Origin of the sequence: Treponema primitia ZAS-1 (assembly GCF_000297095.1) — a bacterium.
GTDB classification, from domain to species: domain Bacteria; phylum Spirochaetota; class Spirochaetia; order Treponematales; family Breznakiellaceae; genus Termitinema; species Termitinema primitia_A.
Genome location: NZ_AEEA01000048.1, coordinates 56,998 through 80,686 on the forward strand (window position 1 = coordinate 56,998; position 23,689 = coordinate 80,686).

General features: G+C 45.9%; 22 protein-coding genes and 2 pseudogenes. 5 read left to right on the top strand and 19 right to left on the bottom strand.

The window, feature by feature from the left end:
* Positions 1–58 precede the first annotated feature (58 nt).
* From TPRIMZ1_RS0108100 to TPRIMZ1_RS20475, 12 genes and pseudogenes are all read right to left on the bottom strand, one after another.
* On the bottom strand, positions 59–3,349 hold the full coding sequence (locus tag TPRIMZ1_RS0108100; RefSeq protein WP_010257565.1) for a DUF4116 domain-containing protein: 3,291 nt from the start codon (positions 3,347–3,349) through the stop codon (positions 59–61).
* A gap of 81 nt (positions 3,350–3,430) precedes the next feature.
* A complete protein-coding gene (dnaB, locus tag TPRIMZ1_RS0108105) occupies positions 3,431–4,783 on the bottom strand; it encodes a replicative DNA helicase (RefSeq protein ID WP_010257566.1) in 1,353 nt (450 codons plus the stop codon).
* Between the two features lie 66 nt (positions 4,784–4,849).
* Complete coding sequence (locus TPRIMZ1_RS0108110) at positions 4,850–5,434, bottom strand: hypothetical protein (protein ID WP_010257567.1); 585 nt, start codon at positions 5,432–5,434, stop codon at positions 4,850–4,852.
* A gap of 58 nt (positions 5,435–5,492) precedes the next feature.
* Positions 5,493–8,558, bottom strand: coding sequence for a DUF4116 domain-containing protein (locus TPRIMZ1_RS0108115; protein ID WP_010257569.1), 3,066 nt, complete (start codon positions 8,556–8,558; stop codon positions 5,493–5,495).
* Between the two features lie 10 nt (positions 8,559–8,568).
* Positions 8,569–9,597, bottom strand: coding sequence for a formylglycine-generating enzyme family protein (locus TPRIMZ1_RS18670; protein WP_010257571.1), 1,029 nt, complete (start codon positions 9,595–9,597; stop codon positions 8,569–8,571).
* Entirely contained in the window at positions 9,590–10,396 is an 807-nt protein-coding gene (locus TPRIMZ1_RS18675) for a formylglycine-generating enzyme family protein (RefSeq protein ID WP_010257575.1), read from the bottom strand. The genes TPRIMZ1_RS18670 and TPRIMZ1_RS18675 overlap by 8 nt, the downstream gene beginning before the upstream one ends.
* A 59-nt stretch (positions 10,397–10,455) precedes the next feature.
* A complete protein-coding gene (locus TPRIMZ1_RS18680; protein ID WP_157784199.1) occupies positions 10,456–11,115 on the bottom strand; it encodes a tyrosine-protein phosphatase in 660 nt (219 codons plus the stop codon).
* Complete coding sequence (locus tag TPRIMZ1_RS0108135) at positions 11,090–11,377, bottom strand: hypothetical protein (protein WP_010257581.1); 288 nt, start codon at positions 11,375–11,377, stop codon at positions 11,090–11,092. The genes TPRIMZ1_RS18680 and TPRIMZ1_RS0108135 overlap by 26 nt, the downstream gene beginning before the upstream one ends.
* Complete coding sequence (locus TPRIMZ1_RS0108140) at positions 11,374–13,827, bottom strand: leucine-rich repeat protein (RefSeq protein WP_232616774.1); 2,454 nt, start codon at positions 13,825–13,827, stop codon at positions 11,374–11,376. The genes TPRIMZ1_RS0108135 and TPRIMZ1_RS0108140 overlap by 4 nt, the downstream gene beginning before the upstream one ends.
* A 21-nt stretch (positions 13,828–13,848) precedes the next feature.
* Positions 13,849–14,562: pseudogene (locus TPRIMZ1_RS21135) on the bottom strand (DUF4116 domain-containing protein); the annotation flags it as partial.
* A 304-nt stretch (positions 14,563–14,866) separates the two neighbouring features.
* Positions 14,867–15,571 (bottom strand): hypothetical protein, encoded by a 705-nt coding sequence (locus tag TPRIMZ1_RS0108145; protein ID WP_010257587.1) that lies wholly within the window; start codon positions 15,569–15,571, stop codon positions 14,867–14,869.
* Positions 15,572–15,708: 137 nt separating this feature from the next.
* Positions 15,709–15,876 (bottom strand): hypothetical protein, encoded by a 168-nt coding sequence (locus tag TPRIMZ1_RS20475; RefSeq protein WP_157784200.1) that lies wholly within the window; start codon positions 15,874–15,876, stop codon positions 15,709–15,711.
* A 126-nt stretch (positions 15,877–16,002) separates the two neighbouring features.
* Between TPRIMZ1_RS20475 and TPRIMZ1_RS0108155 the strand changes: the two genes are divergently transcribed.
* Complete coding sequence (locus TPRIMZ1_RS0108155) at positions 16,003–16,332, top strand: helix-turn-helix domain-containing protein (protein WP_010257590.1); 330 nt, start codon at positions 16,003–16,005, stop codon at positions 16,330–16,332.
* Between the two features lie 55 nt (positions 16,333–16,387).
* On the opposite strand, the gene TPRIMZ1_RS0108160 is transcribed toward TPRIMZ1_RS0108155, so the two are convergent.
* The 3 genes and pseudogenes from TPRIMZ1_RS0108160 to TPRIMZ1_RS18685 form a co-directional block, all read right to left on the bottom strand.
* Positions 16,388–17,449 (bottom strand): hypothetical protein, encoded by a 1,062-nt coding sequence (locus tag TPRIMZ1_RS0108160; RefSeq protein ID WP_010257593.1) that lies wholly within the window; start codon positions 17,447–17,449, stop codon positions 16,388–16,390.
* Positions 17,450–17,630: 181 nt separating this feature from the next.
* Complete coding sequence (locus TPRIMZ1_RS0108165; RefSeq protein ID WP_010257596.1) at positions 17,631–18,041, bottom strand: transposase; 411 nt, start codon at positions 18,039–18,041, stop codon at positions 17,631–17,633.
* 150 nt (positions 18,042–18,191) lie between these two features.
* Positions 18,192–18,317: pseudogene (locus TPRIMZ1_RS18685) on the bottom strand (IS256 family transposase); the annotation flags it as partial.
* A gap of 92 nt (positions 18,318–18,409) precedes the next feature.
* Between TPRIMZ1_RS18685 and TPRIMZ1_RS21140 the strand changes: the two are divergent.
* Complete coding sequence (locus TPRIMZ1_RS21140) at positions 18,410–18,763, top strand: DUF4116 domain-containing protein (protein WP_420082993.1); 354 nt, start codon at positions 18,410–18,412, stop codon at positions 18,761–18,763.
* Here the strand turns inward: TPRIMZ1_RS21140 and TPRIMZ1_RS0108180 are convergent.
* From TPRIMZ1_RS0108180 to TPRIMZ1_RS0108190, 3 genes are read right to left on the bottom strand one after another with little or no spacing between them, the layout of a single operon-like run.
* On the bottom strand, positions 18,757–19,446 hold the full coding sequence (locus TPRIMZ1_RS0108180; RefSeq protein ID WP_010257603.1) for a DUF2786 domain-containing protein: 690 nt from the start codon (positions 19,444–19,446) through the stop codon (positions 18,757–18,759). The two genes, TPRIMZ1_RS21140 and TPRIMZ1_RS0108180, sit on opposite strands and share 7 nt — an antisense overlap.
* Positions 19,447–19,474: 28 nt before the next feature.
* Positions 19,475–19,798 (bottom strand): branched-chain amino acid transporter permease, encoded by a 324-nt coding sequence (locus TPRIMZ1_RS0108185; RefSeq protein ID WP_010257607.1) that lies wholly within the window; start codon positions 19,796–19,798, stop codon positions 19,475–19,477.
* The gene (locus TPRIMZ1_RS0108190; RefSeq protein ID WP_010257610.1) at positions 19,791–20,525 is read right to left on the bottom strand and encodes an AzlC family ABC transporter permease; all 735 of its coding nucleotides are present in this window, start codon (positions 20,523–20,525) and stop codon (positions 19,791–19,793) included. The genes TPRIMZ1_RS0108185 and TPRIMZ1_RS0108190 overlap by 8 nt, the downstream gene beginning before the upstream one ends.
* 40 nt (positions 20,526–20,565) lie before the next feature.
* Here TPRIMZ1_RS0108190 and amrA point away from each other — a divergent pair, with 40 nt between their 5' ends.
* Positions 20,566–21,144, top strand: a complete 579-nt coding sequence (gene amrA / locus TPRIMZ1_RS19725) for an AmmeMemoRadiSam system protein A (RefSeq protein WP_010257614.1) — start codon at positions 20,566–20,568, stop codon at positions 21,142–21,144.
* A gap of 2 nt (positions 21,145–21,146) precedes the next feature.
* Positions 21,147–21,443, top strand: coding sequence for a Trp family transcriptional regulator (locus TPRIMZ1_RS0108200; RefSeq protein ID WP_010257617.1), 297 nt, complete (start codon positions 21,147–21,149; stop codon positions 21,441–21,443).
* On the opposite strand, the gene TPRIMZ1_RS0108205 is transcribed toward TPRIMZ1_RS0108200, so the two are convergent.
* Positions 21,440–22,378: a LysR family transcriptional regulator gene (locus TPRIMZ1_RS0108205; protein WP_010257619.1), complete on the bottom strand. Its 939-nt coding sequence runs from the start codon at positions 22,376–22,378 to the stop codon at positions 21,440–21,442. The genes TPRIMZ1_RS0108200 and TPRIMZ1_RS0108205 overlap by 4 nt on opposite strands.
* A 198-nt stretch (positions 22,379–22,576) precedes the next feature.
* On the opposite strand from TPRIMZ1_RS0108205, the gene ald reads away from it, so the two are divergent.
* Entirely contained in the window at positions 22,577–23,689 is a 1,113-nt protein-coding gene (ald, locus tag TPRIMZ1_RS0108215) for an alanine dehydrogenase (RefSeq protein ID WP_010257622.1), read from the top strand.

Consider the following 23,689-nt stretch of genomic DNA (forward strand, 5'->3'; position numbering starts at 1 on the left):
ATTCTTTTCGTATAATGGTCGTTTCATACCAACAATATACCCTCCATCCCCAAATTAGTTAACATTTCACGCTACTTTTTATAAACCTATAAAGACAAGTACGAAAAATTATAAGTAATTCTTCTTCCCTATACTGCTGACATGTCCCATCTGATGTATCTACATTCAGTTCCAGGAGAAACTTAAGTTCGGGTACAGTTGTGCATTCATCATCTGATCTGGCAAACGCCCAAAATCGATACTGAGGATACTGCCGCACAAGCTGGATTGTTTTTTTAAATTTACCTTTTCTTGTTGAAATAACTAGCATCGAATCAGCCGTTATATGGCGTTTAAACTCGGTATAATTTTTTGCAAATATAATAGGTACTTGGTAATTTTCGGCTTTATTAGCTTTCCTGAAAAACGCTGCTTCATGCCTGTCAAGCCAACAAACTATTACACTGTAAGACGAGGGAATATTAAGGGAGGCGCAGCAGAGCGCCATGTACAAGTATGCGAACAGGTCCTTATAATTAATAATATTGGGAAAAGCCTTGTAATTCACATAGGGAAGGGCAAGGCCGTTTTGTTTTACCGCCGTAAGGCAGAGGTCGAATGTTTTGTATTCATCGGGGATATATTGTAACGCCGCTCCGTCATTCCTCACGGCAATTTCGTAAAGTTCCTGCGTTTTAAGTCCCTCTGGTACAAAGTTTAATGCGTAGCCGTATTTTTCCACCGCCATGGCGCATAACTCGAATGTTTTGAGCGGCTCGGGCACATGTTCGAGCGCGCTGTTTGCATTTTTAACCGCCTCTAAACAGACTTCCGCTGTCCTCAGGGGGTGGGGGACATATTGAAGTGCATTGCCGTTTGTCTTAACGGCGGCAAGGCATAGTTCGGCGCTTAAAAAGCGCTCGTCTATCAATTTAAGCACAGAACCGTTGGTTTGTACAGCGAGGCGGCACAATTCTTCGGTTTTGAGCGGTTCCGGAACATATTGCAGCGCTGCTCCATTACTTTTAACTGCCTGGTAACAGATTTCCTGCGTTTTAAGCACTTCCGGTACGAAGCTCAGGGCCCTGCCGTTTGCGATAACCGCATCCATGCAGAGTTTACGGGTTTTGAGTTCCACAGGGATATGTTTAAGCGCCATGCCGAGTACCTGAACTGCTTTGCGGGAAAAATCCGGGTTTTTAAATTCGCTACGCATGTGATACAGGACCCCCCTGTCACCAGGGCAATTCTCCAGGATTTTAAGAAAAAGTTTCTCACTTTGCATGCTATCCGGCATGGTATAAAACCAAGTCCCTACAAAAAATCCTTTGTGATTTGCCGCCACAAAATAGAGTTCTTCCGTTTTTAGATGCTCAGGTACATACTCAATCGCGTCAGGCTGACTCTCTACGGCGATATAACACAATTCGCGGGTACGTAAGCGGAACGGAACAAATTGCAAGACAAAACCGTTTCTCTTTACCGCCAGTTCACACAGTTCTTTTGTTTTAAGCTCTTCCGGTACACCACCCAGATTTTTTCCGGATATCCTTACCGCCGACAAGCAGAATTCCGGGGTCTTAAAAGAAGCGGGTGTATGGGAAAGAACATCATCGAGATAATGCTGTAACGCGGTTACACAGAGTTCAAAGGTTTTGAATTCTTCCGGAACATGTTCAAGCGCACCACCATCTGTCCTGACAGCTTCCATGCAGAAATCATAGGTTTTAAAATCATAGGGAACTTTATCCAATTCCCAAAATCCGCTTTGGACCGCCTTTAGGCAGAACTCGTGAGTTTTTAACCTGTCGGGGATGTCATCCGGATCGCAGCCTTTTTCCATTGCTGCAAGACAGATAGCCTCTGTTTTGAACGCATCGGACACGTATTCCAGGGCAGGTCCATAATTTTGAACAGCCGCAAGGCATAGTTCCTCTGTGATAAGCGTTTCCGGTACATATTTAATTAGATAGCCATGTCTCATTACCGCCGTGAGGCACATTTCCGCTGTTTTGAGCTGTTCGGGAACATGGTGCAGTACATAAGACGCTTTTTGTACCGCCAGGGCGCAGAGTTCCGGCGTTTTAAGCGCCTCCGGTACGTATTGCAGCGCTTCCACTTTCTTTGCTACCGCAAGACGGCAGAGTTCAGGGGTTTTATCCTCCTCCGGTATTGAGCAAAGGGCTTCACCGTTTTTCCGAACCGCCTCAAGATAAAATGCCCCATTTTTGAATGTGTCCGGTACATAGTGCAGGGCCTTCCCCTGGCTCTTTATCGCATTAAGGCACAGTGTCCGGGTTTTAAATTTTTCCGGCACAAATTGGAGCGCGTAGGGGTTCCTCCTTACCGCAGTGGTACAAAGTTCTTCTGATTTTAATTCTTCGGGCACAAATTCAAGGGATTTGCCATAGGTTTTTATCGCTGCATGGCAAAGTTCCCGGGTTCTGAATTTTTCCGGCACGAGTTTAAGCGCAGAACCCCAGTGTTCCACCGCCATAAGACACAGTTTTGGCGTAACAAGTTCGGTGGGTACATATCCCAGCGCCTCATGGTGATTGGCAATAGCGGCCAGACATAATTCCGGGGTTTTAAATTTTTCGGGAACGTAGTAAAGTACGGACCGCATCTTGCCGCTTTCATCGACAAGCTCGACTTCAGATATAAATGATACAGCGGCAAAACACATCTCCAATGTTTTAAACGTTTCCGGCACATACTTAAGTATATGACCGTTTCTGTTGACCACTTCGGTATAGAGTTCCTGAGTTTTGTACGCATCCGGTACAAACTGCAACGCATGTCCGTCTTTCTTTATCGCAGCTTTGCAGAGTTCCGCTGTCCGCAGTTCCATGGGCACATATTCCAATGTGGCGCCGTATTTATTGGCCGCAAGCCGGCACAGCTCCGGGGTTTTTAACCCCTCGGGTACAAATTGAAGCGCGTAGGGGTCCCTCCTTACCGCAGCGGTACAAAGCTCCGCCGTTTTGAGCGTTTCCTCCACAAATCCAAGGGCGGATCCGTCTTTACGAACAGCCGCAAGGCATAGCTCCCCGGTTTTAAGCCCATGGGGCACAAAAAAAATCAGAGCAGGGTTACGCTCAAGCGCCCTGACCCAAAAAGCCTCAGTTTGGGGTTTCGCAGTCAGACGCTTTCCATCCGCTAAAATGCGCGCAGCTTCCTCCGCTTCAGCCTCATTGCCAAAGACGCCAGTTTCTATATCCTTATACCCGCTGTAGCGTTTGTAGCCCTCATTTTCCATCTCCCCAGGATTGAAACTGTCATAAATACTACCGGATAGAGCGCAAAATGTTTTTCCGCTGGTATGCACCGCCCAAAACGCTCCATCCGCAAATTCAAAATAATCCTTCATATAGTCTCCTTTACATTGTTCTTATTGAACGGGCCAAATGGAACCCCTATCAAGATGTAGCATCAATATTCTGCGGTAACGCTAATTATCCTTGGCGAGATTTTCAAACCGTGTATATTGCGGTAAAAAGACAATATCTACATATCCCACTTCCCCCTGACGCTGCTTAACCACATTAATCTTTGCTTCGGATTCCCCAAGCTTTCTTTCTAGAAACATAACGAGATCCGCATCCTGTTCAATAGCGCCGGACGCGCGGATATTGTTGAGCTGTGCTCCCTTTTCACTGGTCTGGCGGTTCAGTTGGGATAACACCACTATGGGAATTTCCAATTCCCTGGCAAGACTTTTAAGGGATTTTGATATTTCCGCAAACTGATCAAAGGTTTGCAAATTTGTATTATCGGGAGTAACCAGGGTCAGATAATCAATAAAAATAATCTCAACTTTTTCATGAAGCCGCAAACGCCGCGCCTGAGATCGGAGGTCAAAAAGTTTCATGTTAGGTGTATCAATAATATACAAGGGGGCTTCATATAAGCTGCCTGCGGTCTCAAGCATTTTTTGTAAATCGCTGGATTTTAAGAACCCTGTTTTAAGCCTTTTGGCATCTATCCGGGATTCCCCCGCAAAAAGTCGCAGGACCAGGGAAAGATCATTCATTTCCAAAGAAAAAAATGCCGCCGGGATTTTCTTTTTAATCGCAATATGAGCGGCCATGGATAATGCCAGGGCAGTTTTCCCCACCGAAGGCCGGGCGCCGATTACAATAAAATCGGAGGGCTGAAAACCTGATGTCAATTCATCCAACTTACTGAATCCCGATGGAATACCTGTAAGGGACGATCCTGATTTTAAGCGCTCCTCTGTCTTTTCAATAAACAGTGGTACTATTTTATCCAGCCTTTTATAAATTATCCCCTTCTTATTCTCCACAATACCGAATATATCCTGCTGGGCTTTTTCCAGAATTTCTCCGTATTCTACTGATTCATCAAACACCTTGTCAATGATAAGGTTAGCTATTTTGAATAATGACCTTTTTACAGAACAGGCGAATACAATTTTTGCATAGTATTCAATATTTGCAATGGAAGGCACCACGCTGGTTAGGGATGCAATATATCCATAACCACCCGCTGTATCCAACTCTCCGTTTTTCTTAAGTTCTGCGGCAACCGTAATAATATCCGCAACATACCCTTTATGCAGCAAATATCCAACAACCTGATAAATCCGTTTATTTGCGCCGGAATAAAAATCATCTCCTGTTAGAAATTTTTCAGTAATTTCCAGGGCGTTTTTATCAAGCAGCAATGCCCCAAGGACTGCCCTTTCCGCTTCATCGTCATGGGGAGGAACCCTATACCCAAGCAAAGATAATTCTTTCATGCTTTTGTTTTCCATCATCCCTGGATCAAAATGGTCCTTCATATAGTCTCCTTTATACAGAATAACAGTGACATCTAATGTCTTACTTAGCTAAAGGTATTATATACATTATGATTTTAACACTTCCCTGATATGCCGCTTGGGTTTAACCGGGTATGACGAATTAAATAACCCGGACGGTACTCCGATGGCATTAACCGCGTTTAATATTGAAAAAACATGGTTTTTTTTCGCCCATTGCCGCTGTTGCTCTACGGTCATTGCCACTATATTAGCTTCCCTATCTTGACTTTTATTATATGTAAAGGAAAAGTAATCCTGGCCGTGAATACAATACATCAACAAGTCCCATTCCAGATCAAGCTGAGAGTTGTATCCTGATAGGGGTGCATATATCCGCCCCAGGGTTGCCAATTTTGACGCCATTGATACTATAGATTTATTGCCATCTTGTAATTGATCTTCACGCAAAGTCTGCCTGAGATCGTTTCCCACACACATATCCATTAGCCCATTTATATTATAATCAACAGCTTTAAATTCTTTCCTGATATGCAATAATAATTTTCGATTGTGGTGTAACGCAGCGAATCTGAATGATTCCTGTAATTGCCACCTCGATACAGTATATTGCTGCAACAATGTATTGAGAGTATCCAATCCGGCCAAAATAGCTTGTTCTATTTCAACCATTTCGTAAGAACTCCTCGCCGCCTTCCAATTGTATTTTATCATCGCTTAAACCTCAATTTTAAGACCAACTGGGTTGAGCGGCTGCAATAAATGCGAACGAGCTAGATGGAGCATTAAGGGAAGTGCGGCAGAGCACCCTGTACTGCTCTGCAGAAAGAGCTTTGTAATTTACATAGGGAAGGGCATGGCCGTTTTGCGTTACTGCCGCAAGGCAGAGGTCGAATGTTTTGTATTCATCGGGGATATATTGCAGCGCCTCTACATCACACTTCACGGCTATTTCGTAGAGTTTCTGCGTTTTAAGCGATTCCGGTACATAGTTATAGTTTAAAGCATAGCCATATTTCCTTTCTACTGCCATGGCGCATAACTCGAATGTTTTGAGCGGTTCGGGCACATATTCAAGTACGCTGTCTGCATTTTTAACCGCCTCTAAACAGAGTTCCGCTGTCCGCAGAAGTTGGGGGACATATTGCAGCGCCGTGCCGTCTGCCTTGACGGCGGCGAGGCATAGTTCGGCGCTCAAAAAACGCTCGTTTATAAGTTTAAGCGCAAAACGGTTGGTTTGTACAGCGAGGAGATACAATTCTTCAGTTTTGAGCGGTTCCGGAACATATTGCAGCGCATATCCATTACTTTTAACTGCCTGGTAACAGAGTTCCTGCGTTTTAAGTGCTTCCGGTACGAACATCAGGGCACTGCCGTTTTCGATAACCGCATCCATACAGAGTTCCAGGGTCTTGAGTTCCAAAGGCACCTGCCCAAGTATTAAGCCTTCTCCCTGAACCACCTTACGGTAAAAATCCGATGTTTTGAGTTCCAAAGGCACCTGCTCAAGCGTTAAGAATTCTACCTGAACTGCCTTACAGTAAAAATTCGGGGTTTTGAATTCGCTGCGCATGTGTTCCAATACCCTGTTGTTATAAGTCCATTTCTCCAGGATTTTAAGAAAAATTCTCTCACTTTGCATGCTATCCGGCAAGTTCAGAAGCCAACCCCCTCCTTCGCAATTTGCTGCCGCAAAATAGAGTTCTTCCGTTTTTAGATGCTCAGGTGCACAATGCTCAATCGTGACAGGCGAATTCTCTGCAGCGATATAACATAATTCGTGGGTACGTAAGCGAAACGGAACAGATTGCAAGGCAATACCGTCTCTCTTTATCGCCAGCTCACACATTTCTTTTGTTTTAAGCTCTTCCGGTACACCACCCAGATTACAGCCGGATATTCTTACTGCCGATAAGCAGAACTCCGGCGTTTTAAATGAATCGGGTATATCAGAAAGCACATCACCACGAGATTGCTGTAATGCGGTTACACAGAGTTCAAAGGTTTTGAGTTCTTCCGGAACATATTCCAGTTCATTACCGTCTACCCTGATGGCTTCCATGCAGAAATCATAAGTTTTAAAATCATCGGGCATTTTATCCAGAGGTGCTCCCAAATATTTTTTTTGGATTACCATTAGATAGAACCCTTGGGTTTTTAACCTATCGGGGAGCTTGTCCCAACCGAAGCCTTTTTCCGCCGCCGCAAGACAGATAGCCTCTGTTTTGAACACCTCGGGCACGTATTCCAGGGCAGATCCATCATTTTGAACGGCCGCAAGGCATAGTTCCTCTGTGATAAGCATTTCAGGTACATATTTGATCGCACAGCCATCTTCTATTACCGCCGAGAGGCACATTTCCGCTGTTTTGAGCTGTTCGGGGACATAACCCAGTGCATAAGGCTCTTTTTGTACCACCAGTGCGCAGAGTGCTGGCGTTTTAAGCGCCTCCGGTACGTATTGCAGCGCTTCACCTTTCATTTCTACCGCCAGGTCGCAGAATTCCAGCGTTTTAAGCGCCTCCGGTACGTGTTGCAGCGCTTCACCTTTCATTTCTACCGCCAGACGGCAGAGTTCAGGTGTTTTATCCGCCTCCGGTATTGAGCTAAAGGCTTCAACGTTTTTCTGAACCGCCTCAAGGTAAAATGCCCCATATTTGAAGGTGTCCGGCACATATTGCAGGGCCTCCCCCTGGCTTTTTATCGCCGTAAGGCACAGTTCCCGGGTTTTAAATTTTTCCGACACAAATTGAAGCGCCATATCGTGCTGTACTGCAAGAGCGCACAGTTTTTCTGATTTTAAATCTCCGGGCACAAATTCAAGGGATTCGCCATCATTTTTTATCGCTACATGACAGAGTTCCCGGGTTCTGAGTTTTTCCGGTACGAGTTTAAGCGCGGAACCCCAGTATTCTACCGCAGTAAGGCAGAGCTTTGGGGTAACAAGTTTGGGGGGTACATATTTCAACGCCTCAGAGTCTTTAGCAACGGCATTAAGGCATAGGTCCGGGGTTTTAAATTTTTCTGGAACGTAGTAAAGTGCAGAATATATCCCGTCAATTTCATCGACAAAACGGAAGTCACGTAAATAGTACACGGCGGCAAAACATATCTCGAACGTTTTAAGCGCTTCCGGCACATACTTAAGCATATGGCCGTATCCATAAACCGCTTCGGTACAGAGTTCCGGAGTTTTGTACGCTTCCGGTACATACCGGAACGCTCGCCCGTCTTTTTTTACCGCAGCTTTGCAAAATTCCGCTGTCCGCAGTTCCTCAGGCACATATTCCAGCGCAGCGCGGTATTTTTTGACTGCAAGCCGGCACAGCTCCGGGGTTTTTAACCCCTCGGGTACAAATTGAAGCGCGTAGGGGTTCCTCCTTACCGCAGTGGTACAAAGCTCCGCCGTTTTGAGCGCATGGTCCACAAATTCAAGGGCAGATTCGTCTTTACAAACCGCCGCAAGGCATAGTTCCTCTGTTTTAAGTGTTTGGGGTACGAAAAGAATCAGAGTAGGGTTACGCTCAACCGTCCTGACCCAAAAAGCCTTAGTTTGGGGTTTCGCCGTCAGACGCTTTCCGTCCGCCAAACTGAGCGCAGCTTCCTCCGCTTCAGCCTCACTGTCAAAGACGCCGGTCTCTATATCCTTGTACCTGCTGTAGCGTTTATAGCCCTCGTTTTCCATCACCCCAGGATTGAAACTGTCATAAATACTACCGGATAAAGCGCAAAATGTTTTCCCGCTGGTACGCACCGCCCAAAACGATCCATCCTCAAATTCAAAATAGTCCTTCATATAGCCTCCTTTACATTGTTCTTATTGAACAGGCCAAACGGAACCCCATTTCAGTATGATAAGTGCAGGGAGGATAGCTGGACCGCATGGCGGAGCGTATGCCAGCCGATGACCAAAGATAAGCGCCGCCCCGGCGTATCCTGCATTCCCCGGTTGCCGGTCCCAGGGGATTGACTGCGTTATCTTCGTATTTTCCTTCCCAATCCCAGCACCATTCCTGTACATTCCCATGCATATCATATAAGCCCCAGTTATTGGGATCGAAGCTCCCAACCGGAAGCATCTCCCTTTTGTAAGTCCCGTCAAAATTAGCCTGGTAGGCAGAAATACTGTTCCCGGTATAAAAAGTCGTTTTTGTTCCGGCCCGGCAGGCGTATTCCCATTCGGCTTCCGTGGGCAGCCGGTACCCGTCGGCGTCATGGTTCCAGTACACAAGCCATCTGAAGTCATCGTACTTACAGTAATTACCCGGATCTATCCGATCCTTATGGATGGTATAGGCCGGCAAAAGCCCCTCACTTTTACTGCGCAAATTGCAATATATAACCGCCTCATACCAGTTTATTTTATGAACAGGCAGGTTTCTCCCTTTGAATTCACTTGGATTATCCCCGGTCACATCCTCATACTCACCCTGGGTCACCGCGTATTTCCCCAGAAAAAATGAATCCACCCTTACCTGATGCTGTTTTTCATAATCATAGGTATTCTTCCTGGAACCAATATTCCGATCCGGCTCAGACAGGGGGCTTCCCATCAGGAAAGTACCCCCGTCGATCAGCACAAGTTCAGGAATAACCGGCGCCGCTATGGCTGGTTCCACACCGATCCGGGTTTCCCGGGACAAGGGATCCCACAAAACACTATCCCCCTCCGGGGAATCCGAAAGGAGGCGCAGCAGCACACTTCTTTCCTTTTTATATTCCCCCAAGGCATAGTCATTTAATAACCCTGCCAGAAGGACATGGTTGTCAAAGACCTCGGGTCCTTTTTCCTGTACAATTATTTTCAGGAGTTCCCTCATGGAAGTATCACCCATAAACGTGTACCTCATTGAAAGAAGAACGGGCTAGACGGAACCCGATGGAAAGATAGTACCGCCCATAGGGGCGGCCTGCAAACCGACTGCCGGAACGGACTCCGTAGAGCCACCAATTCCAGCTTCCTCCCCGAAGTACACGCTGGGTTCCTGATGCCGGTCCGTCGGGTGTATCGGTATCAGTGGTATATGGCCCCAACCAATCCCAGCACCACTCAAACACATTCCCGTGCATATCGTATAAACCCCAGCCATTGGGATTAAAGCTGCCCACCGGAAGTACTCCGCTTTTATGTTTTCTGTTAAAATTTGCCTGATCCGTAGTAATGGTGTCTCCGGTACTAAAAGAAGTAGTGGTTCCGGCCCGGCAGGCGTATTCCCATTCAGCCTCTGTGGGGAGCCGATACCCATCGGCGCTTTTATCCCAGCTTACGGTCCAGCGGTGCAGGTCGTGACAGTCCAGGTTGTTCCGGTCAATCTCTTCCTTATTGATATGATAGGCCGGGTGCAGCCCATCCCGGCGACTCCGTAGATTGCAGTATTCTACTGCCTCATACCAGGTTACCTGTTCCACCGGGTTTTCCGCGCCCTTGAACCTGCTCGGGTTGTATCCGATCAGCTCCTCATATTCTCTATGGGTAACAGGACAAGCGCCCAGAAAAAAATCCCAAACCTTTACTTGATGAAGGGTTTCGTCAGGATCGGCTTCACTTGCATCCCACCCTTTCTTTTCTGTATCGGGGCTTCCCATCATAAAGACGCCGCCCTGTATTTTGATAAGCCCGTCCGCTTCACCCATCAGTACTATACCTTCCATTTATATGATATAGTATAGCATGATCACAGTGACATCTAATGTCATATTAAAACATTTTTCAATTTTATTATATCTTCGTGATTTAACCCAAGCTTGTTTATTAAATAATCATGTATAATTAACGAAAAATCTTCGCCCGGTATTATTGCTTCTCCCTTTATCCTGGACATCATATTTTTAATATACATGGCGCCCTGCTTAAAATCATTTTCGGAATATTCGGAATTGGTAACAAAGGACAGCATATAACCCTTTACAATTTCATTAAAATGAGCGCCCAGCAATATCTCCAACACCATTGAAACAAACCCTGTTCTGTCTATTCCTGCTTCACAATGAAAAAGATAGGGAGGATTTTTTTCAACCATATACAATATCCCCTTTTTCAATTTTTTACCAAACAGATTATCCATAAATTTCATATTCATATGCAATGCAATAACATTGCCGTCTTCATATAATTTTTTGTACCAGGGGCAGTGCACAATCTTTGATTTTACTGAGGCTTCACTATCAACGAGGTTTATAATTGAATTTATTCCCGCTGCCCCTGCGGCAAAAGCTATTTCTTTAACCTGTATACCATCACAAACCGGATGATTGCTGCGATACAATTTTCCATGGCCTATACGGCCTGAACATATTTCCCTGAAATTTGATGTTTTAATTTTTATACTAATCCAGAGCCCAGCCTGCCTCAAGAAGCGCGTCAACCGTTTCGTAAGATTCCTCACCGCCGCCGTCCAGCTGTATTATCCATTTATCCACCGCAGCATTTTCTACTGTCATCATACCAAAACGTGTGCCATCGGCGTTCTTGAACCGCGCGGCGTCCACAACCATGCTCCCCAATGCCCACTGCTTTTTACCCGTATCCGGGTCCGTGCAGGTGAGCATTTCTTCCAATTCCAGTCGTGTCCGTTTTGTAAGTTCTGTGCTCCAGGGCATTTTTTCGGGCATCATCGTTTCTTTCCAAATACCTTGCCCAGGGGCGAGGCCAGAATTTGCCGGTTATGCTTTTTCCATACAAGAGAACCCATACCGAAACCAAAGAATGCCATAATGACGGAGCCAAAAAAACCGCCTGCAAAAATGCCAATGATGCCTGGAACCGCTGTACACAGGATGATGAAACGGCGGGCGGATGCAGGCGCCGGGGCGGCGGAAATTTTTGCCCCGCAGGATGAGCAGAATTGCGCTCCCGGGTTAAGCTTTGCGCCGCAGGACAGACAGTTTTCCGGCGCCGTGGAAACCTTTGTTCCGCAGGATGAACAGAATTTAATGCCATCTGCTATGTACGCGCCGCATTGGGTACAGGTTGTTCCAGCAGCCGTTACGGCTGGTACGATGGAAGGCGCAGTTTGCGGGACAGGGACGGACGTTGGCGTTACGGGCGGTGCAACCGGTGTTACAGGCGGCACAACCGGTGTTACGGGCAACGCAACCGGCGTTACAGGCAACGCAACCGACGTTACAGGGGACGGAACCGGTGCGGGGGGAATCTCCGAGGAATCTTCTTGCTCCAAATGTATTTCCCAATTATCGTAATTTCCATCGTATTTCCATGTACCGGAGGGGGCATCGTAAAAATAGATTCCCCCTTTTCTGCCATTGCCCATATAGGCCGCAACAAAGGATTCACCGAATATGCCAAATGTATTTGGTGCAAATGGAGGATCATTTTCCTCATTAACGTTGCTTCCTATGCTTATGAGGGTTAAGGGATTCTTGTCAAAGGCGCCATTGCCGATATTCTTGACACCCTTAAGGTCAATATGTTGAATTTTGTTGTTATAAAATGCGCCTGTGGCAATTCCTTCAAGCGCAGCCGCATCATCAAGATCGACTTCTTCTATTTCATTATCCGAAAATACATTCTCTAAAATATACCGTAACTTTCCCGGAATATGTACGCTGCTTAATTTATTTGCGCAAAACGCGCCATCGCCGATTTCGGTAAGGCTGTCGGGAAGAAAAATTTCTTCTAGTTGATTATCCAAAAAAACTTCCGCACCAATTTCCGTTAAGCTCTCCGGCAGCTGAACGCTTTCTATTTGGTTATATGAAAATTCCGCATTTATAACAGTAACACCCGAAGGAAATATAAGTTGGACAATTTCATTTTCACTAAAAGTACCACCAACCAAAGTTATTCCATCGGGGAAATAGATTCCCTGGATTCCCTCCGCCTGATGCTCACAATCATCTTCATCATACCCAATAAATTTATCAGAATCAAGCGCAGGGTGCTTATCAAGCTCGGAAAGAGCAGCCAGAGCATTCTCATTTGCAGGGTCAAGCTTTAAAGCCTGCAAATAGCTTTCCCGCGCTTTGGCATAGTCCTCCAGATCACAATACACTAAGCCCAAATTATAATAACCCATTGCAGTAGGCGAAAGCCGCTGGGCTTCATGGTAATCCTTTAGGGCATTATCGTATTCTCCAAGTCTCCGGTATGCAATGCCCCGGTTATTAAAAAAACGCCAGTCATTGGAAGCTCCGGAGACTTCGCGTATTGCCATTGTATAGGCGGCAATTGCACCGGATAAATCATTTTCTTCAAGAGCTTTATTGCCCTTTTTCTTAAGCTCCTCCGAGGTAAGAACCGGGGGTGTTTCGGACGACAGAGCCGTTTTTGGGGGATTGTTGTCTAAAAAAAGGGCGCATATTTCCTCTCTCATCGTGATTGGAATAGGTTCAATAATATCAGTACGGATGTGGCGATAGTTCAACATATCACTGAAGGCATTAAGGGCGGTAAGACAAAGCTCAACTGTACGCTCTTCTTCAGGGACAGAACAAAGACTTCGGCCATTATGCTGTACGGCATACAGCCACAATTCCGGCGTTTTGAATTCCTCCGGAATGTTAGATACCGGAAGGAAGTAATCCGCAGCGGAAAAAACCATTTCCCGGGTTTCGAATTCTTTCGGTACCAGATTATAATTGCCTGGAGAGTTCTTAACGGCAGCAAGGCAAAGTTCGTAAGTTTTGTATTCCTTCGGCAACATTCTAAAAAAAACCGAAAGGCTCCTCCGAATAGCCTCCGCCTGAACAGCGTTCGCCTGAATTGCGCTCACCTGAATAGTGGCGGGCTTGCCCAACCATGCTGATTCCAGTATTTCATCCATCAACTGGTAAAGTGCTGGTATGTGTTCTTCCGGCACATATTCAAGTTCATGATAGGCATCACGAAGGACGGCTGCACGACAAAGATCCGGCGTACGGCAGTCTTCGGGAATATTCTTCAATGATATCCCTAATCCGTGGGTTGCAAGCGCAGCATCAAATACTTCTTTCCATACCGCCGGGACCACGGAACCAAATACTGCATTTGGAATATATTTCGGAGGGAAATAGTTCCACGGTCCGGATGCAAAAGAACTTGGCGCCTGTGCCGCAGCAAGACACATCGCCGGGTCTCTCAAATCTTCGGGAACAAATGCAAGCGCATGGCCGTCATTTTGTACGGCCGCAAGGCAAAGATCCCGGGTCCGCATCTCCATAGGCGCCAGAAAGAGGGCGTGGCCGTTTTTTTGTACCGCCGCAAGAAACAGGTCTTTGGTTTTTAGTTCTTCCGGCATATATTTGAGTACAAAAAGCCATCGCTCGTACAAGACGTTAGAGCCAAAATCCTCAAGCTGCGCTACCTTTCTTCCAACACCAGATACCCACTTGTACTGCGCTTCTATAGCTGCGGTCCCCCGGGGGCTTTCTGTTATTGCATCCAGAATGAAGTCCTTTGTAATAAACTTCTGCGGCACATAGTTGATTGCATATGCAATTTCCCGTACTGCGGCAAGATACATTTCCCGGGTCCGCAAATGTTCCGGCAAACAGTCAAATACCTTGTCCAGAAAATTGGCAGTCCTTTTCATTCTCTGCAGAGACTCTAAACACATTTCCCCTGTCAGCACGGAATGGGGAATATAGCATAGTTCCTGGGGAGAGTCTTCTGACCCCCGTATCGCCGCAAGACACAGTTCCGCTGTCCGCAGGCGCTCGGGTACCAATTCCAGACGGCTGCCATTCCGAACCGCTTCAAGGCATACAGGGTAAGTCCGCAGGGGGAGCGGCACAAATTCAAGGGTATATTGCCTCCGCGCGGCGACAAGGCAGATTTCTTCTGTTTTTTGTTCCTCGGGCATAAACTTGATTATATTATCGTGTGGGGAAAAGAGTATCGCAGCTTTCCAAAATGCATCAGTCTGGGGAAACGCGCTCTTTGCTTTTGTTTTTGCTGCCTTCTCCGCCTCGGCATAGAGCGTTTCGAGTGTACACTGTTTTTTTCTGGCCTTTACGACAGGATTGTTGACAGAACCGGTTTCGGTGTAGTAGCAAGTAATATCAGTTTCAATATGCCACCATGATCCATCAGCAAATTCAAAATAATTTTTGTACTTTTGAGGAATATTGTCGCTCACTGTTCACCCCCTTTTATCGCCGTCCTTATCAGGCTTTTTTATATTCAGCGATACTGTAATCAACCCAGTGTTTTAATTTGTCCAGAAAATCATCGGTATATTTATAATCGACATCATCTACATTCCATAACTGGCTGTTTTTTATTTCGTCCTTAATGCTTTTCTTAAGCAAATAGTCACCATCAATAGAGTCGAATTTTGGCAACAGGGCTGACAAAAAACCGATGGCGTTACTTTCAATATATTTTCTGGCATCGCGGTCCGGAATATCCAATACAACAACGCCGAGATTTCTGATATATTTGGATACTTTTTGCTCAAGGGGCAATTCTTTTTCAGCTAATTTTTTTGGCCTCTTGTTTCCCTTATCCCATTCAGGGTATTCATTCATAAGATTTTCTGAATTGATAAAGGCATTGCCAACGTGCTTTCTGAATGAAGATTCACGATGATTACCACCATTATTCTTTTTCGCCCCATAATGCGCTTTAAGCCTGCCCCTTAATTTTGCTTTTTTTGGTTTTTCATCTATGTCAACTGTTCCCACCCGCACTATCCGCGGAAAATCACCAAGACCTGCTTCCGTGTCGTCAAAGAAAAAATACACGCCTTTCTGCGGCCATTGACTTGTTTTTAAGTTTTCAATAGCTTCCCCAAAATTCCACCTTTGTACGGTACCTTTTTCAAGGCGTTTCAGCTCCTGATAGAATTTTTCAAGTTTTTCTTTTCCCATAACTAGTCTCCTTTTGCGTTTATTGTCCGAAGTTCTTCGGCTGCTCCGATAGTAGCATATGGTATACCATATTTCTAGTGACACCTAATGTCATGGTAGGGTGGACTTTATTGGAATGATGAGAATAGTGCCCTTTTTTATTTCCGTACCTCCGGTGTTTGTTTAATTGCCATTTTCCGGATTGCTGAGGTCTCATTTGCTGCAAAAACCAGGGCTTGCAAAATGCCGATGATATACTCCTGTTTTTCCTCGCTTAGGGCGGAAAATGCATTGCATACCTTGTCAAGCTTTTCTTCTTTTGTCATGGCAGTTCACCTCATTGTAAAATACTCACAATGTAGATATAATATACCAACATGTGAGTATTCGTCAATCCTCATTCCGTAAAAAAATACCTTGTTTAGTGAGTTTTCTTGTGGTACATTTGACCTATGACCGTCAATGAACGCCTCAAACAGGCCCGAAAAGCCCTCAATATGTCCCAGGCGGAGTTTGCCAAAGCCATTTTTATCAGCAATGGTTATATTGCGGAATTGGAATCCAATCACCGGAAGGTCAATGACCGGATTATCCACCTTATCTCGCTGACCTTTGGGATTAGTGAAGCATGGCTGAAAAACGGCGAGGGGGAGATGCTGTACAAGACACCGGACGAAAAACTCCAGCGCATGATTAGCCTGTTCAACGACTTGCCTCCAAAGTTTCAGGATTATGTGATGGTTCAAATAGAAACCCTGCTCAACACAACCAAGACCGGGTAATTCTGCGGGGCGTTTTTTCCAAGTCCAACAGTTTTCATCAGTAGCATATCCTTCATTATCTGCAACAGTTCTCTTTATATGCAGCTTCAAGCAATTTAATTTCACTTAAACAACGGTTTCTATCCGCCTCACTTCCTTTTTTATAAATAAAATCAAATGCTTCATACAAATCAATAAAATTTTTAGATGTAATACCAATCCCATTAGTAAATAGAAAATAATACATACTGATAAGCTCAAACAATTCATTAACCGAACAATCGACACGCGGCCTTATTAAACCTTCCTCTTCAATTAATTGTAATCCAACCTTATTCAGCATTTGAAATAATGTATAAATGCCAAGTTGATTTCTACATATACTATTGGTATTAGTAAAATGTTTCACTTCATTCACCAGATGAAGTATTGTTACTATTTTCATATAACTTCTAATTTGATCATCTGAATCATAATTTTCTTTAAAAATACCAAAATTAAAAAAATACTGCTTATTTATCAATAGTTCTTTTAACATATTTTGTTCATTTATTCCAAAAACAGTATAAATTAATTTAGAAATATCATTAATATAGTTTATTCCCCACCAAAAAGGAGTATCATCAGCCAACCAAATTCTATAGAGATTATCCGCATATTGAATAATGATTTTTTTACCAAAAATGGTATCCGTTTCTAAAAAGAAGATGAAGAAAAAATTTTCACCTTTTATAATGCTGGTATCCCAGTGCTCGCTGGTTTTTTTATCCCCAATACACCACCTGGCGCCGCTGCCACCACAACCAAAAGAATTAAAATAAACCATGCATTCCCAATCAAGGGGGATCGTAATAATAAAATCTTCCATTTGGGCAATAATATTACAATTGCAATTCAGGAACAGGGTAAGCGGATTTTTCTTTGCTTTTCTTTTACTGTTTTTTGCAGACCTTTCTGCCAGTTCAAATACCTTTAGAAAATCAGTGTAATGCAAATCTCTATTGTTCCAGTCTATTTTGCTCTCATAAACCGGATACTTATTAAAGAATTTTTTAACCTCAAATTTTTCCGCCTCCGTCAATAGCAAAAGATTATCAATAAGCCGGGCTTTTTTTGTATATTGCTTTTCCTTTCCCATTAATAAAACACTCCAACCTTTTTATATGCTTTACCTGTCAGTTCAAAGATTTTCTTCGGTAGATTGTATATACTAACGACATGGGTAAAAGTAATAAATTTTAAGCCGAAAAAATGGCTTTTTGGGGCTTTTTGAGGGGTTATAGGGCGCTGGTTAAGTTATTACAGGAAACAAGGCTGTTTTAGTTTACGGAACTACCCTTTTCTTCATTTATCATTTTGGTCAAAAGGATTCTGTCATTCCCGTTCACCAGTCCTTGGCGTATCTTTTTGAGCAGCAGGCTCCCGGTTGGTTTGGTCAGCCTCAGGGTACGCGAAAATTCCAGGGGTGTAATATCCGGACTGCGGTTATACAAGGCCACCGCTGCAAACCACTTTTCCAGAGGGATACGGCTCTTGTGCATGAGGGTCCCTGCGCTTAAGGAAAGCTGATATCCGCAGCCTGAACATTCGTACTGATTCCGCTTTTGCACAGGATAGTAAGCCGTGCCGCCGCAGCGGGGGCATATAAACCCCCTGGGCCAGCGTATCCTGAAAAGCTGTTCATCATAGTCCATACAGGTCAGTATACCAACCTGTAATAACTTAACCAAGCCCCCACAGTCTTGGCGTCTGCGGAGATTCTTTGTAGTGATCATATTTTGCCTATGACCTCTAATGAAATTCGTGCATCTCAATTTAAACCTTCAGTGTATCATATTTTCAAAAAAGTCAAAGAAGTCGATGTTAGCCTCAGCAAGCTCCGCTTCCATTGCCCGTTCTATCAGGGCTTTACTCAGCTGCTTGATGATCCCTTCTTGCCCCATCATGTCTTCAGGGCCTTTGTAATCCTTTAGGATCTCATCCAGCAATTCTTTCGAAAAGGCCATACTTACTCCTTTGGGTAGTATAGCCGTTTACACATTATTTTTACAGGCTCGTCAAAGAGGATGGCCATGCGCTGCAATTTGTACCGGAACCCATGCGGAGTCAGGATTTATATTGGCTGCCTATCAGGAATCGATTTGCATCATTCGTGTTGAAAACCATTCCTGAAGAATTCAAAACAAGGGAATTCTATCTTACTGCCATTGAATACGATACAAGGGTCTTTCGGAGGGTACCGGACGCACTCAGGGGTGATCCCGGTTTCTACACCGCCGCAATACAGAGAGATCCGAATGTATTGGTTTTTATTCCGGATACATTGCTAACACCGGAACTGTGTTTATCCGCTGCTTTAAACAATTTTGAAGCACTCTTGTATATACCCGAAAAAATAAAAACATCTGAATTCTATCTTGCCCTTTGCAGGGCCGGGGGAAAATGTCAATGATACTTTGTTATTTGAGGACCCTGCGATGTTATTCCGCCTGTCTGTCGATGCAGGGAGATGCTATTTCCCGCATCGCGCCCTTTATCGTAATTTGATTGATCAATAGAAAACTTAACGGTTCTTCTCGTGGGAACAATAAGCGCCAGGGTATTTTCGACATAATCACAGGCTTGCAAATACCGGCGTTCTCTTTGGCTGATCCATGATTCATCGGTATCCATGTTATTGAGTTTCTCAATAACAGTCCGGGAAGCGCCTTTACAGAAAGCATCCCGGCTGCTGCGTCCGCCTACCGCCATAGACAGCCGCTGTATTGCTTCTTTGAGGTAAACAAACATTTCATTTGCAACCGTTGCATAAACTTCATCACCAATAAACTGAATAGAAAAGGTATAATAGCTGGAGACATCATCTTCATAAATTAAATTTTGATTCCGCCTCATGACTACACCGTATAAATCTGCAACCGTAAGTGCAAGGCTTTGCTGCCACAATGGAATATTTCTTTTTGTGGGGATATCGAAGGATGCCATAAAATCTCCGGCGGATATGCTGTATTCACTCATCAACAGTTGTGCTTTTTCCGCCGCTATTGCCGCCTCGTTAATCGAAGTGGATTCGGACATCGCAAAGAGTTTTCGTATTTTCTCTATAACCTTATCTTTTTCGGTTAATTCAGGCATTTCTGCGCTCCAGCCACTTCCTATCCCCTCACATAACTCTGCTCAGGACCATATACACCGCGGTTCCGCCAATAATACTGATCAGGGGGTTCCGCTTCCACAGGTGCACCAGGGCGGTGAAGGCGGAAGCTATCAGCACCGGGATGCTTATGTGGATGTTGTCTTTGATGGGTCCGCTTATGGCGTTGAACGCCAGTACGGTCATGGCCACGGGGGGAGCAGTTTTTTCCACCAGGGATAGGAAGGTCTCCGATGTCTTTTTTCGGAAGAACAGGAAAGGGAACACCCGGCAGAAAAAAATTACCGCCCCCATGACGAAGGTCATAACAAGGGCCTGGGTGACGCTAACCATTTCCGGCCTCCGTTCCTGTACCGGCTTCTACGGGGCGCTTCCCCGTCAGCAGTTGTACGGTAACCAGGGCAATCACCATGGCCGAGAGCAGGGAGAGCCGGGAGGGCAGAAATGCTACGCCCAGGATCGCCGCCAGGGCGGAAATGATAAAGGGCTTGGGACGCTTTACCCGGAGTATCTGTTCGATCATGAGAACGATAAACAGGGCGGTTAGGGCAAAGCTGATCCCCTCCATGCTGAAGGGGATGAGGGTTCCCAGCAAAGCGCCGATCACCGCGCCGAAGGTCCAGTATGCATGATCCAGGAGGGCCACCAGGAACATAAAGCGGCTTTTCGCTCTGGGGTCCTGGTTTTTATCTTCAGGCAGGGAAGAGAGGAGGGCGAAGGTTTCATCCGTTAGGGCAAAGATGAGATAGAACTTATAGGGGCCGGCGGCATTGAACCGTTTGAACATGGTGAGACCGTAGGCTATGTGCCGGGCGTTGACCACCAGCTGTACCAGGGCTGCCTCAAGAAGACCTGCCCCGGCGGCAAAGAGGCCCACGGCGATATACTGACCGGCCCCGGCGTACATCACCACGCTCATGATCAGGCTGAGCCACCAGGGGTAACCGGCGTCTACCAGGAGGAGGCCGGCGGCTATTCCGATGGCGAGGTAACCCAGAAGGACCGGAAAGGAGTATTTGACGGCGCTGATGAATAATCCCTTGTTGTTTTGCACATTCATGGTTGTTCTCAAATTTGTGTATCCATGATACACTGTATTTATGGATTTTACCATAAATTCCAAAGAACGGAAGGCCCTCTTGGCGGACGCCCGGGAAAGCATCGCCGCCAGGCTGGAAAACCGGCGGCCCGAATATTCGCGGGATCCGGAACTGCAGCGGTCAATCGAAAGCGGAAATTCGGCGCTGCTCCGGCCCTGCGGGGCCTTTGTAACCCTCCGTAAGGCGGGAAGTCTCCGGGGCTGTATAGGCAGGATGGCATCCCCGGACCCCTTGGAAAAAACCGTCCGTACCATGGCTTGCGAAGCGGCCTTTGGAGATCCCCGGTTTCCACCCCTTGCCCGGGACGAATGGCCCGCCTGTGGTATCGAAATCTCCGCCCTCTCCCCCATGGAGGTCTGCGCCGATCCCCGGCAGGTGGTGGTGGGTGTCCACGGGCTTCACCTCACCCTGAGGGGCCGGTCCGGGGTACTGCTTCCCCAGGTGCCGGTGGAGCAGGGATGGAACCTGGATGAATATCTGGATTATATTTGTGTTAAAGCGGGTCTTCCTCCCGGTTCCTGCGAGAACCCGGAAGCGAAGCTGCTAACCTTTACAGCGATAGTGTTCGGAGAGGATTAAGTATGAATATAGACGATCCCAGGGTTGGAGAAAATCTCGGAGAATTATCACGGACCCTTGCGAATACCGGGGAACCGGAACTTATCGAATCCTTTCTCCGCTGCCTCCTGACCCCTGCGGAAACGGCGGATATCGCCGCCCGGTGGGCCCTGGTCAAAGCCCTGGACGCGGGGCTTCCCCAGCGGGAGATTGCGAAAAACCTGGGGCTTTCGCTCTGCAAGATAACCAGGGGTTCCAGGGAATTAAAAAAAGACAATTCCGCATTCCGGCGTATCCTGGAAATGGCGAAGAAAGGCTAGGTATAGATCTTTGAGGAGACCTTGTTTTTCGCTTCAAATATCTTATCGATAAATTTTTTTTCAAGCTCCGAGAGAGTGTAGCCCCGGTGGTAGATGAGGATATCCTTATAATGGTTGTTTTCTATCTTGCATTTCCGGAGTATTAACCCATACCGGTCAAGCAGATTATCGGGAAGCGGAGAGGTCCACATGATTATTTTGGGGATGGTACTGAGAAGATCAAACTCGTTGTACCGTTCGTACAGATAGATTCGCTTTTGCGATTCCATATCAGGGCTTGAACGGTAAATATCCAGGGTGTCGATATAGGGGACCATGATATCCCCATCGATAATTTCAGTATACGGGGCCAGGTCCTGAACCGTTATGGCGGGGACCTTTGCCAGTTCGTGGTTTTTGGACATGGAAACAACAAACTCAAACTCCCATATTTTATCGTAACCCATGTTTTTATCCTTCAGGTAATCAAGAAAATATTTTTCATGAATGGTCTGATACCGGATAATTCCCAGGGCAAACACCTTATCTTCAAGGCTGTTTATGGTCTGCATGGAATTGGTTTCCTGAAGATTAATATCAATGCTTTTATCATGATCCAGTTCGGAAACAAAATTCGTAAATCCTTCGGCAATATAGCTGCTCCGGGGTATGGAGATACTTAAACGCTGCCGTACCTTGTTGTTTGTATCGGATAGATCGGAAATCCTTTCCATCTGGTCAAGGATCTTCCGGGCATATACCAGGAACTGGGCGCCCTTTTTTGTGGGGATTACCCCCTTTGTACTCCGTGCAAACAGGGGAAACCCTATGGAATCTTCCAGCTCCTTTACGTGTTTGCTTAAGTTAGGCTGGGCCATATGAAGGCTTTCCGCCGCCTTTGTAATAGACCCGGTACGTTCAATTTCAAGGGCATAGTTAAAATAGAGGGTATTCATATTCCTTCCTTCCCCGGGCATATTATTTCATATATATGGATATACATCAACTGATATAAAAGAAGCGAAATTTCAAAAGAAACCTGGAAAAAAATCATGATCAATCCGGTTTTAAAAGCTTTTTTATTGTGTTTCCTCCCAAGGCTATTTTATAGTTATAGTATAAATTGACAGATAAAATTCCAGGAGGAGCAAAAAATGAATATTGGTTGTGTAAAGGAAATTAAGAACAATGAGTTTCGTGTCGGTCTGACCCCGGATAATGTTAAATCCTATATCAGTGAGGGCCATGAGGTGCTCATCGAAAAGGACGCCGGTCTCGGTTCCGGATTCCGTGACGAGGAGTATATACGGGCCGGGGTGAAAATGATCGCTTCCGCCGACGTCATTTGGAAATCCAGCGATATGATCGTCAAGGTGAAGGAACCCCTGGAGGAGGAATTCAAATATTTCAGAAAGAACCTTATCCTCTTTACCTATCTGCACCTTGCGGCGGACAAGCCGCTCACCGATGCTATGCTCAAATCCGGGATTCGCGGGGTGGCCTATGAAACCCTGATAGAAAAGAACGGAACCATTCCCCTGCTGGCGCCTATGAGCCAAATCGCCGGCCGCCTGAGTATACAGGAGGGGGCGAAATACCTGGAGAAGCCCTTCGGCGGTTCCGGAAAGCTGCTCGCCGGTGTACCGGGTACACCTAAGGCGAAGGTCATGATTCTGGGCGCCGGTGTTGTGGGCGCCAACGCCTGTAGGCTTGCCTGCGGTATGGGCGCGGATGTCACCATCATGGATATCAACCTGGAACGGCTTGCCTATCTTGACGATATTTACGGCGACCGGATCCAGACCCTCTACAGTACCCCGGGTACCATTGAGGAAACCATGGCTTCTTCGGATCTGGTGGTGGGTTGTATATTGATTCCCGGAAAGGCGGCGCCGAAGATGATTAAGCGGGCCTATCTTAAAAACATGAGCCCCAACAGTCTTATTGTTGACGTTGCGGTGGATCAGGGCGGCTGTGCGGAAACCACCAAGGTTACCTACCACGATAACCCGACCTTTGTGGTGGATGATATTCTCCACTATTGCGTGGGAAATATGCCCGGCGCGGTTCCGAGAACTTCGACCGTCGCCCTTACCAACGCAACCATCAAGTATGGGCTGCAGATTGCCGCCCATGGGCTTGAGGGGGCCTGCAAAAAAAATCCGGTGATCTATTCCGCCATTAATACCTATGATGGGGAATGTACCTGTGAAAATGTGGCGGTGGGATATTCCCTGCCCTACAAAAACATTAAGGATACGTTTTAA

Bases quoted from the DNA above. Each gene is read 5' to 3' on its own strand.
- TPRIMZ1_RS0108100 (WP_010257565.1), bottom strand. From the start codon at position 3,349: ATGAAGGATTATTTTGAATTTGCGGATGGAGCGTTTTGGGCGGTGCAT.
- dnaB (WP_010257566.1), bottom strand. From the start codon at position 4,783: ATGAAGGACCATTTTGATCCAGGGATGATGGAAAACAAAAGCATGAAA.
- TPRIMZ1_RS0108110 (WP_010257567.1), bottom strand. From the start codon at position 5,434: ATGGTTGAAATAGAACAAGCTATTTTGGCCGGATTGGATACTCTCAAT.
- TPRIMZ1_RS0108115 (WP_010257569.1), bottom strand. From the start codon at position 8,558: ATGAAGGACTATTTTGAATTTGAGGATGGATCGTTTTGGGCGGTGCGT.
- TPRIMZ1_RS18670 (WP_010257571.1), bottom strand. From the start codon at position 9,597: ATGGGTGATACTTCCATGAGGGAACTCCTGAAAATAATTGTACAGGAA.
- TPRIMZ1_RS18675 (WP_010257575.1), bottom strand. From the start codon at position 10,396: ATGGGTGAAGCGGACGGGCTTATCAAAATACAGGGCGGCGTCTTTATG.
- TPRIMZ1_RS0108135 (WP_010257581.1), bottom strand. From the start codon at position 11,377: ATGATGCCCGAAAAAATGCCCTGGAGCACAGAACTTACAAAACGGACA.
- TPRIMZ1_RS0108140 (WP_232616774.1), bottom strand. From the start codon at position 13,827: ATGTGTCTTGCTGCGGCACAGGCGCCAAGTTCTTTTGCATCCGGACCG.
- TPRIMZ1_RS0108145 (WP_010257587.1), bottom strand. From the start codon at position 15,571: ATGGGAAAAGAAAAACTTGAAAAATTCTATCAGGAGCTGAAACGCCTT.
- TPRIMZ1_RS20475 (WP_157784200.1), bottom strand. From the start codon at position 15,876: ATGACAAAAGAAGAAAAGCTTGACAAGGTATGCAATGCATTTTCCGCC.
- TPRIMZ1_RS0108155 (WP_010257590.1), top strand. From the start codon at position 16,003: ATGACCGTCAATGAACGCCTCAAACAGGCCCGAAAAGCCCTCAATATG.
- TPRIMZ1_RS0108160 (WP_010257593.1), bottom strand. From the start codon at position 17,449: ATGGGAAAGGAAAAGCAATATACAAAAAAAGCCCGGCTTATTGATAAT.
- TPRIMZ1_RS21140 (WP_420082993.1), top strand. From the start codon at position 18,410: ATGCGGAGTCAGGATTTATATTGGCTGCCTATCAGGAATCGATTTGCA.
- TPRIMZ1_RS0108180 (WP_010257603.1), bottom strand. From the start codon at position 19,446: ATGCCTGAATTAACCGAAAAAGATAAGGTTATAGAGAAAATACGAAAA.
- TPRIMZ1_RS0108185 (WP_010257607.1), bottom strand. From the start codon at position 19,798: ATGGTTAGCGTCACCCAGGCCCTTGTTATGACCTTCGTCATGGGGGCG.
- TPRIMZ1_RS0108190 (WP_010257610.1), bottom strand. From the start codon at position 20,525: ATGAATGTGCAAAACAACAAGGGATTATTCATCAGCGCCGTCAAATAC.
- amrA (WP_010257614.1), top strand. From the start codon at position 20,566: ATGGATTTTACCATAAATTCCAAAGAACGGAAGGCCCTCTTGGCGGAC.
- TPRIMZ1_RS0108200 (WP_010257617.1), top strand. From the start codon at position 21,147: ATGAATATAGACGATCCCAGGGTTGGAGAAAATCTCGGAGAATTATCA.
- TPRIMZ1_RS0108205 (WP_010257619.1), bottom strand. From the start codon at position 22,378: ATGAATACCCTCTATTTTAACTATGCCCTTGAAATTGAACGTACCGGG.
- ald (WP_010257622.1), top strand. From the start codon at position 22,577: ATGAATATTGGTTGTGTAAAGGAAATTAAGAACAATGAGTTTCGTGTC.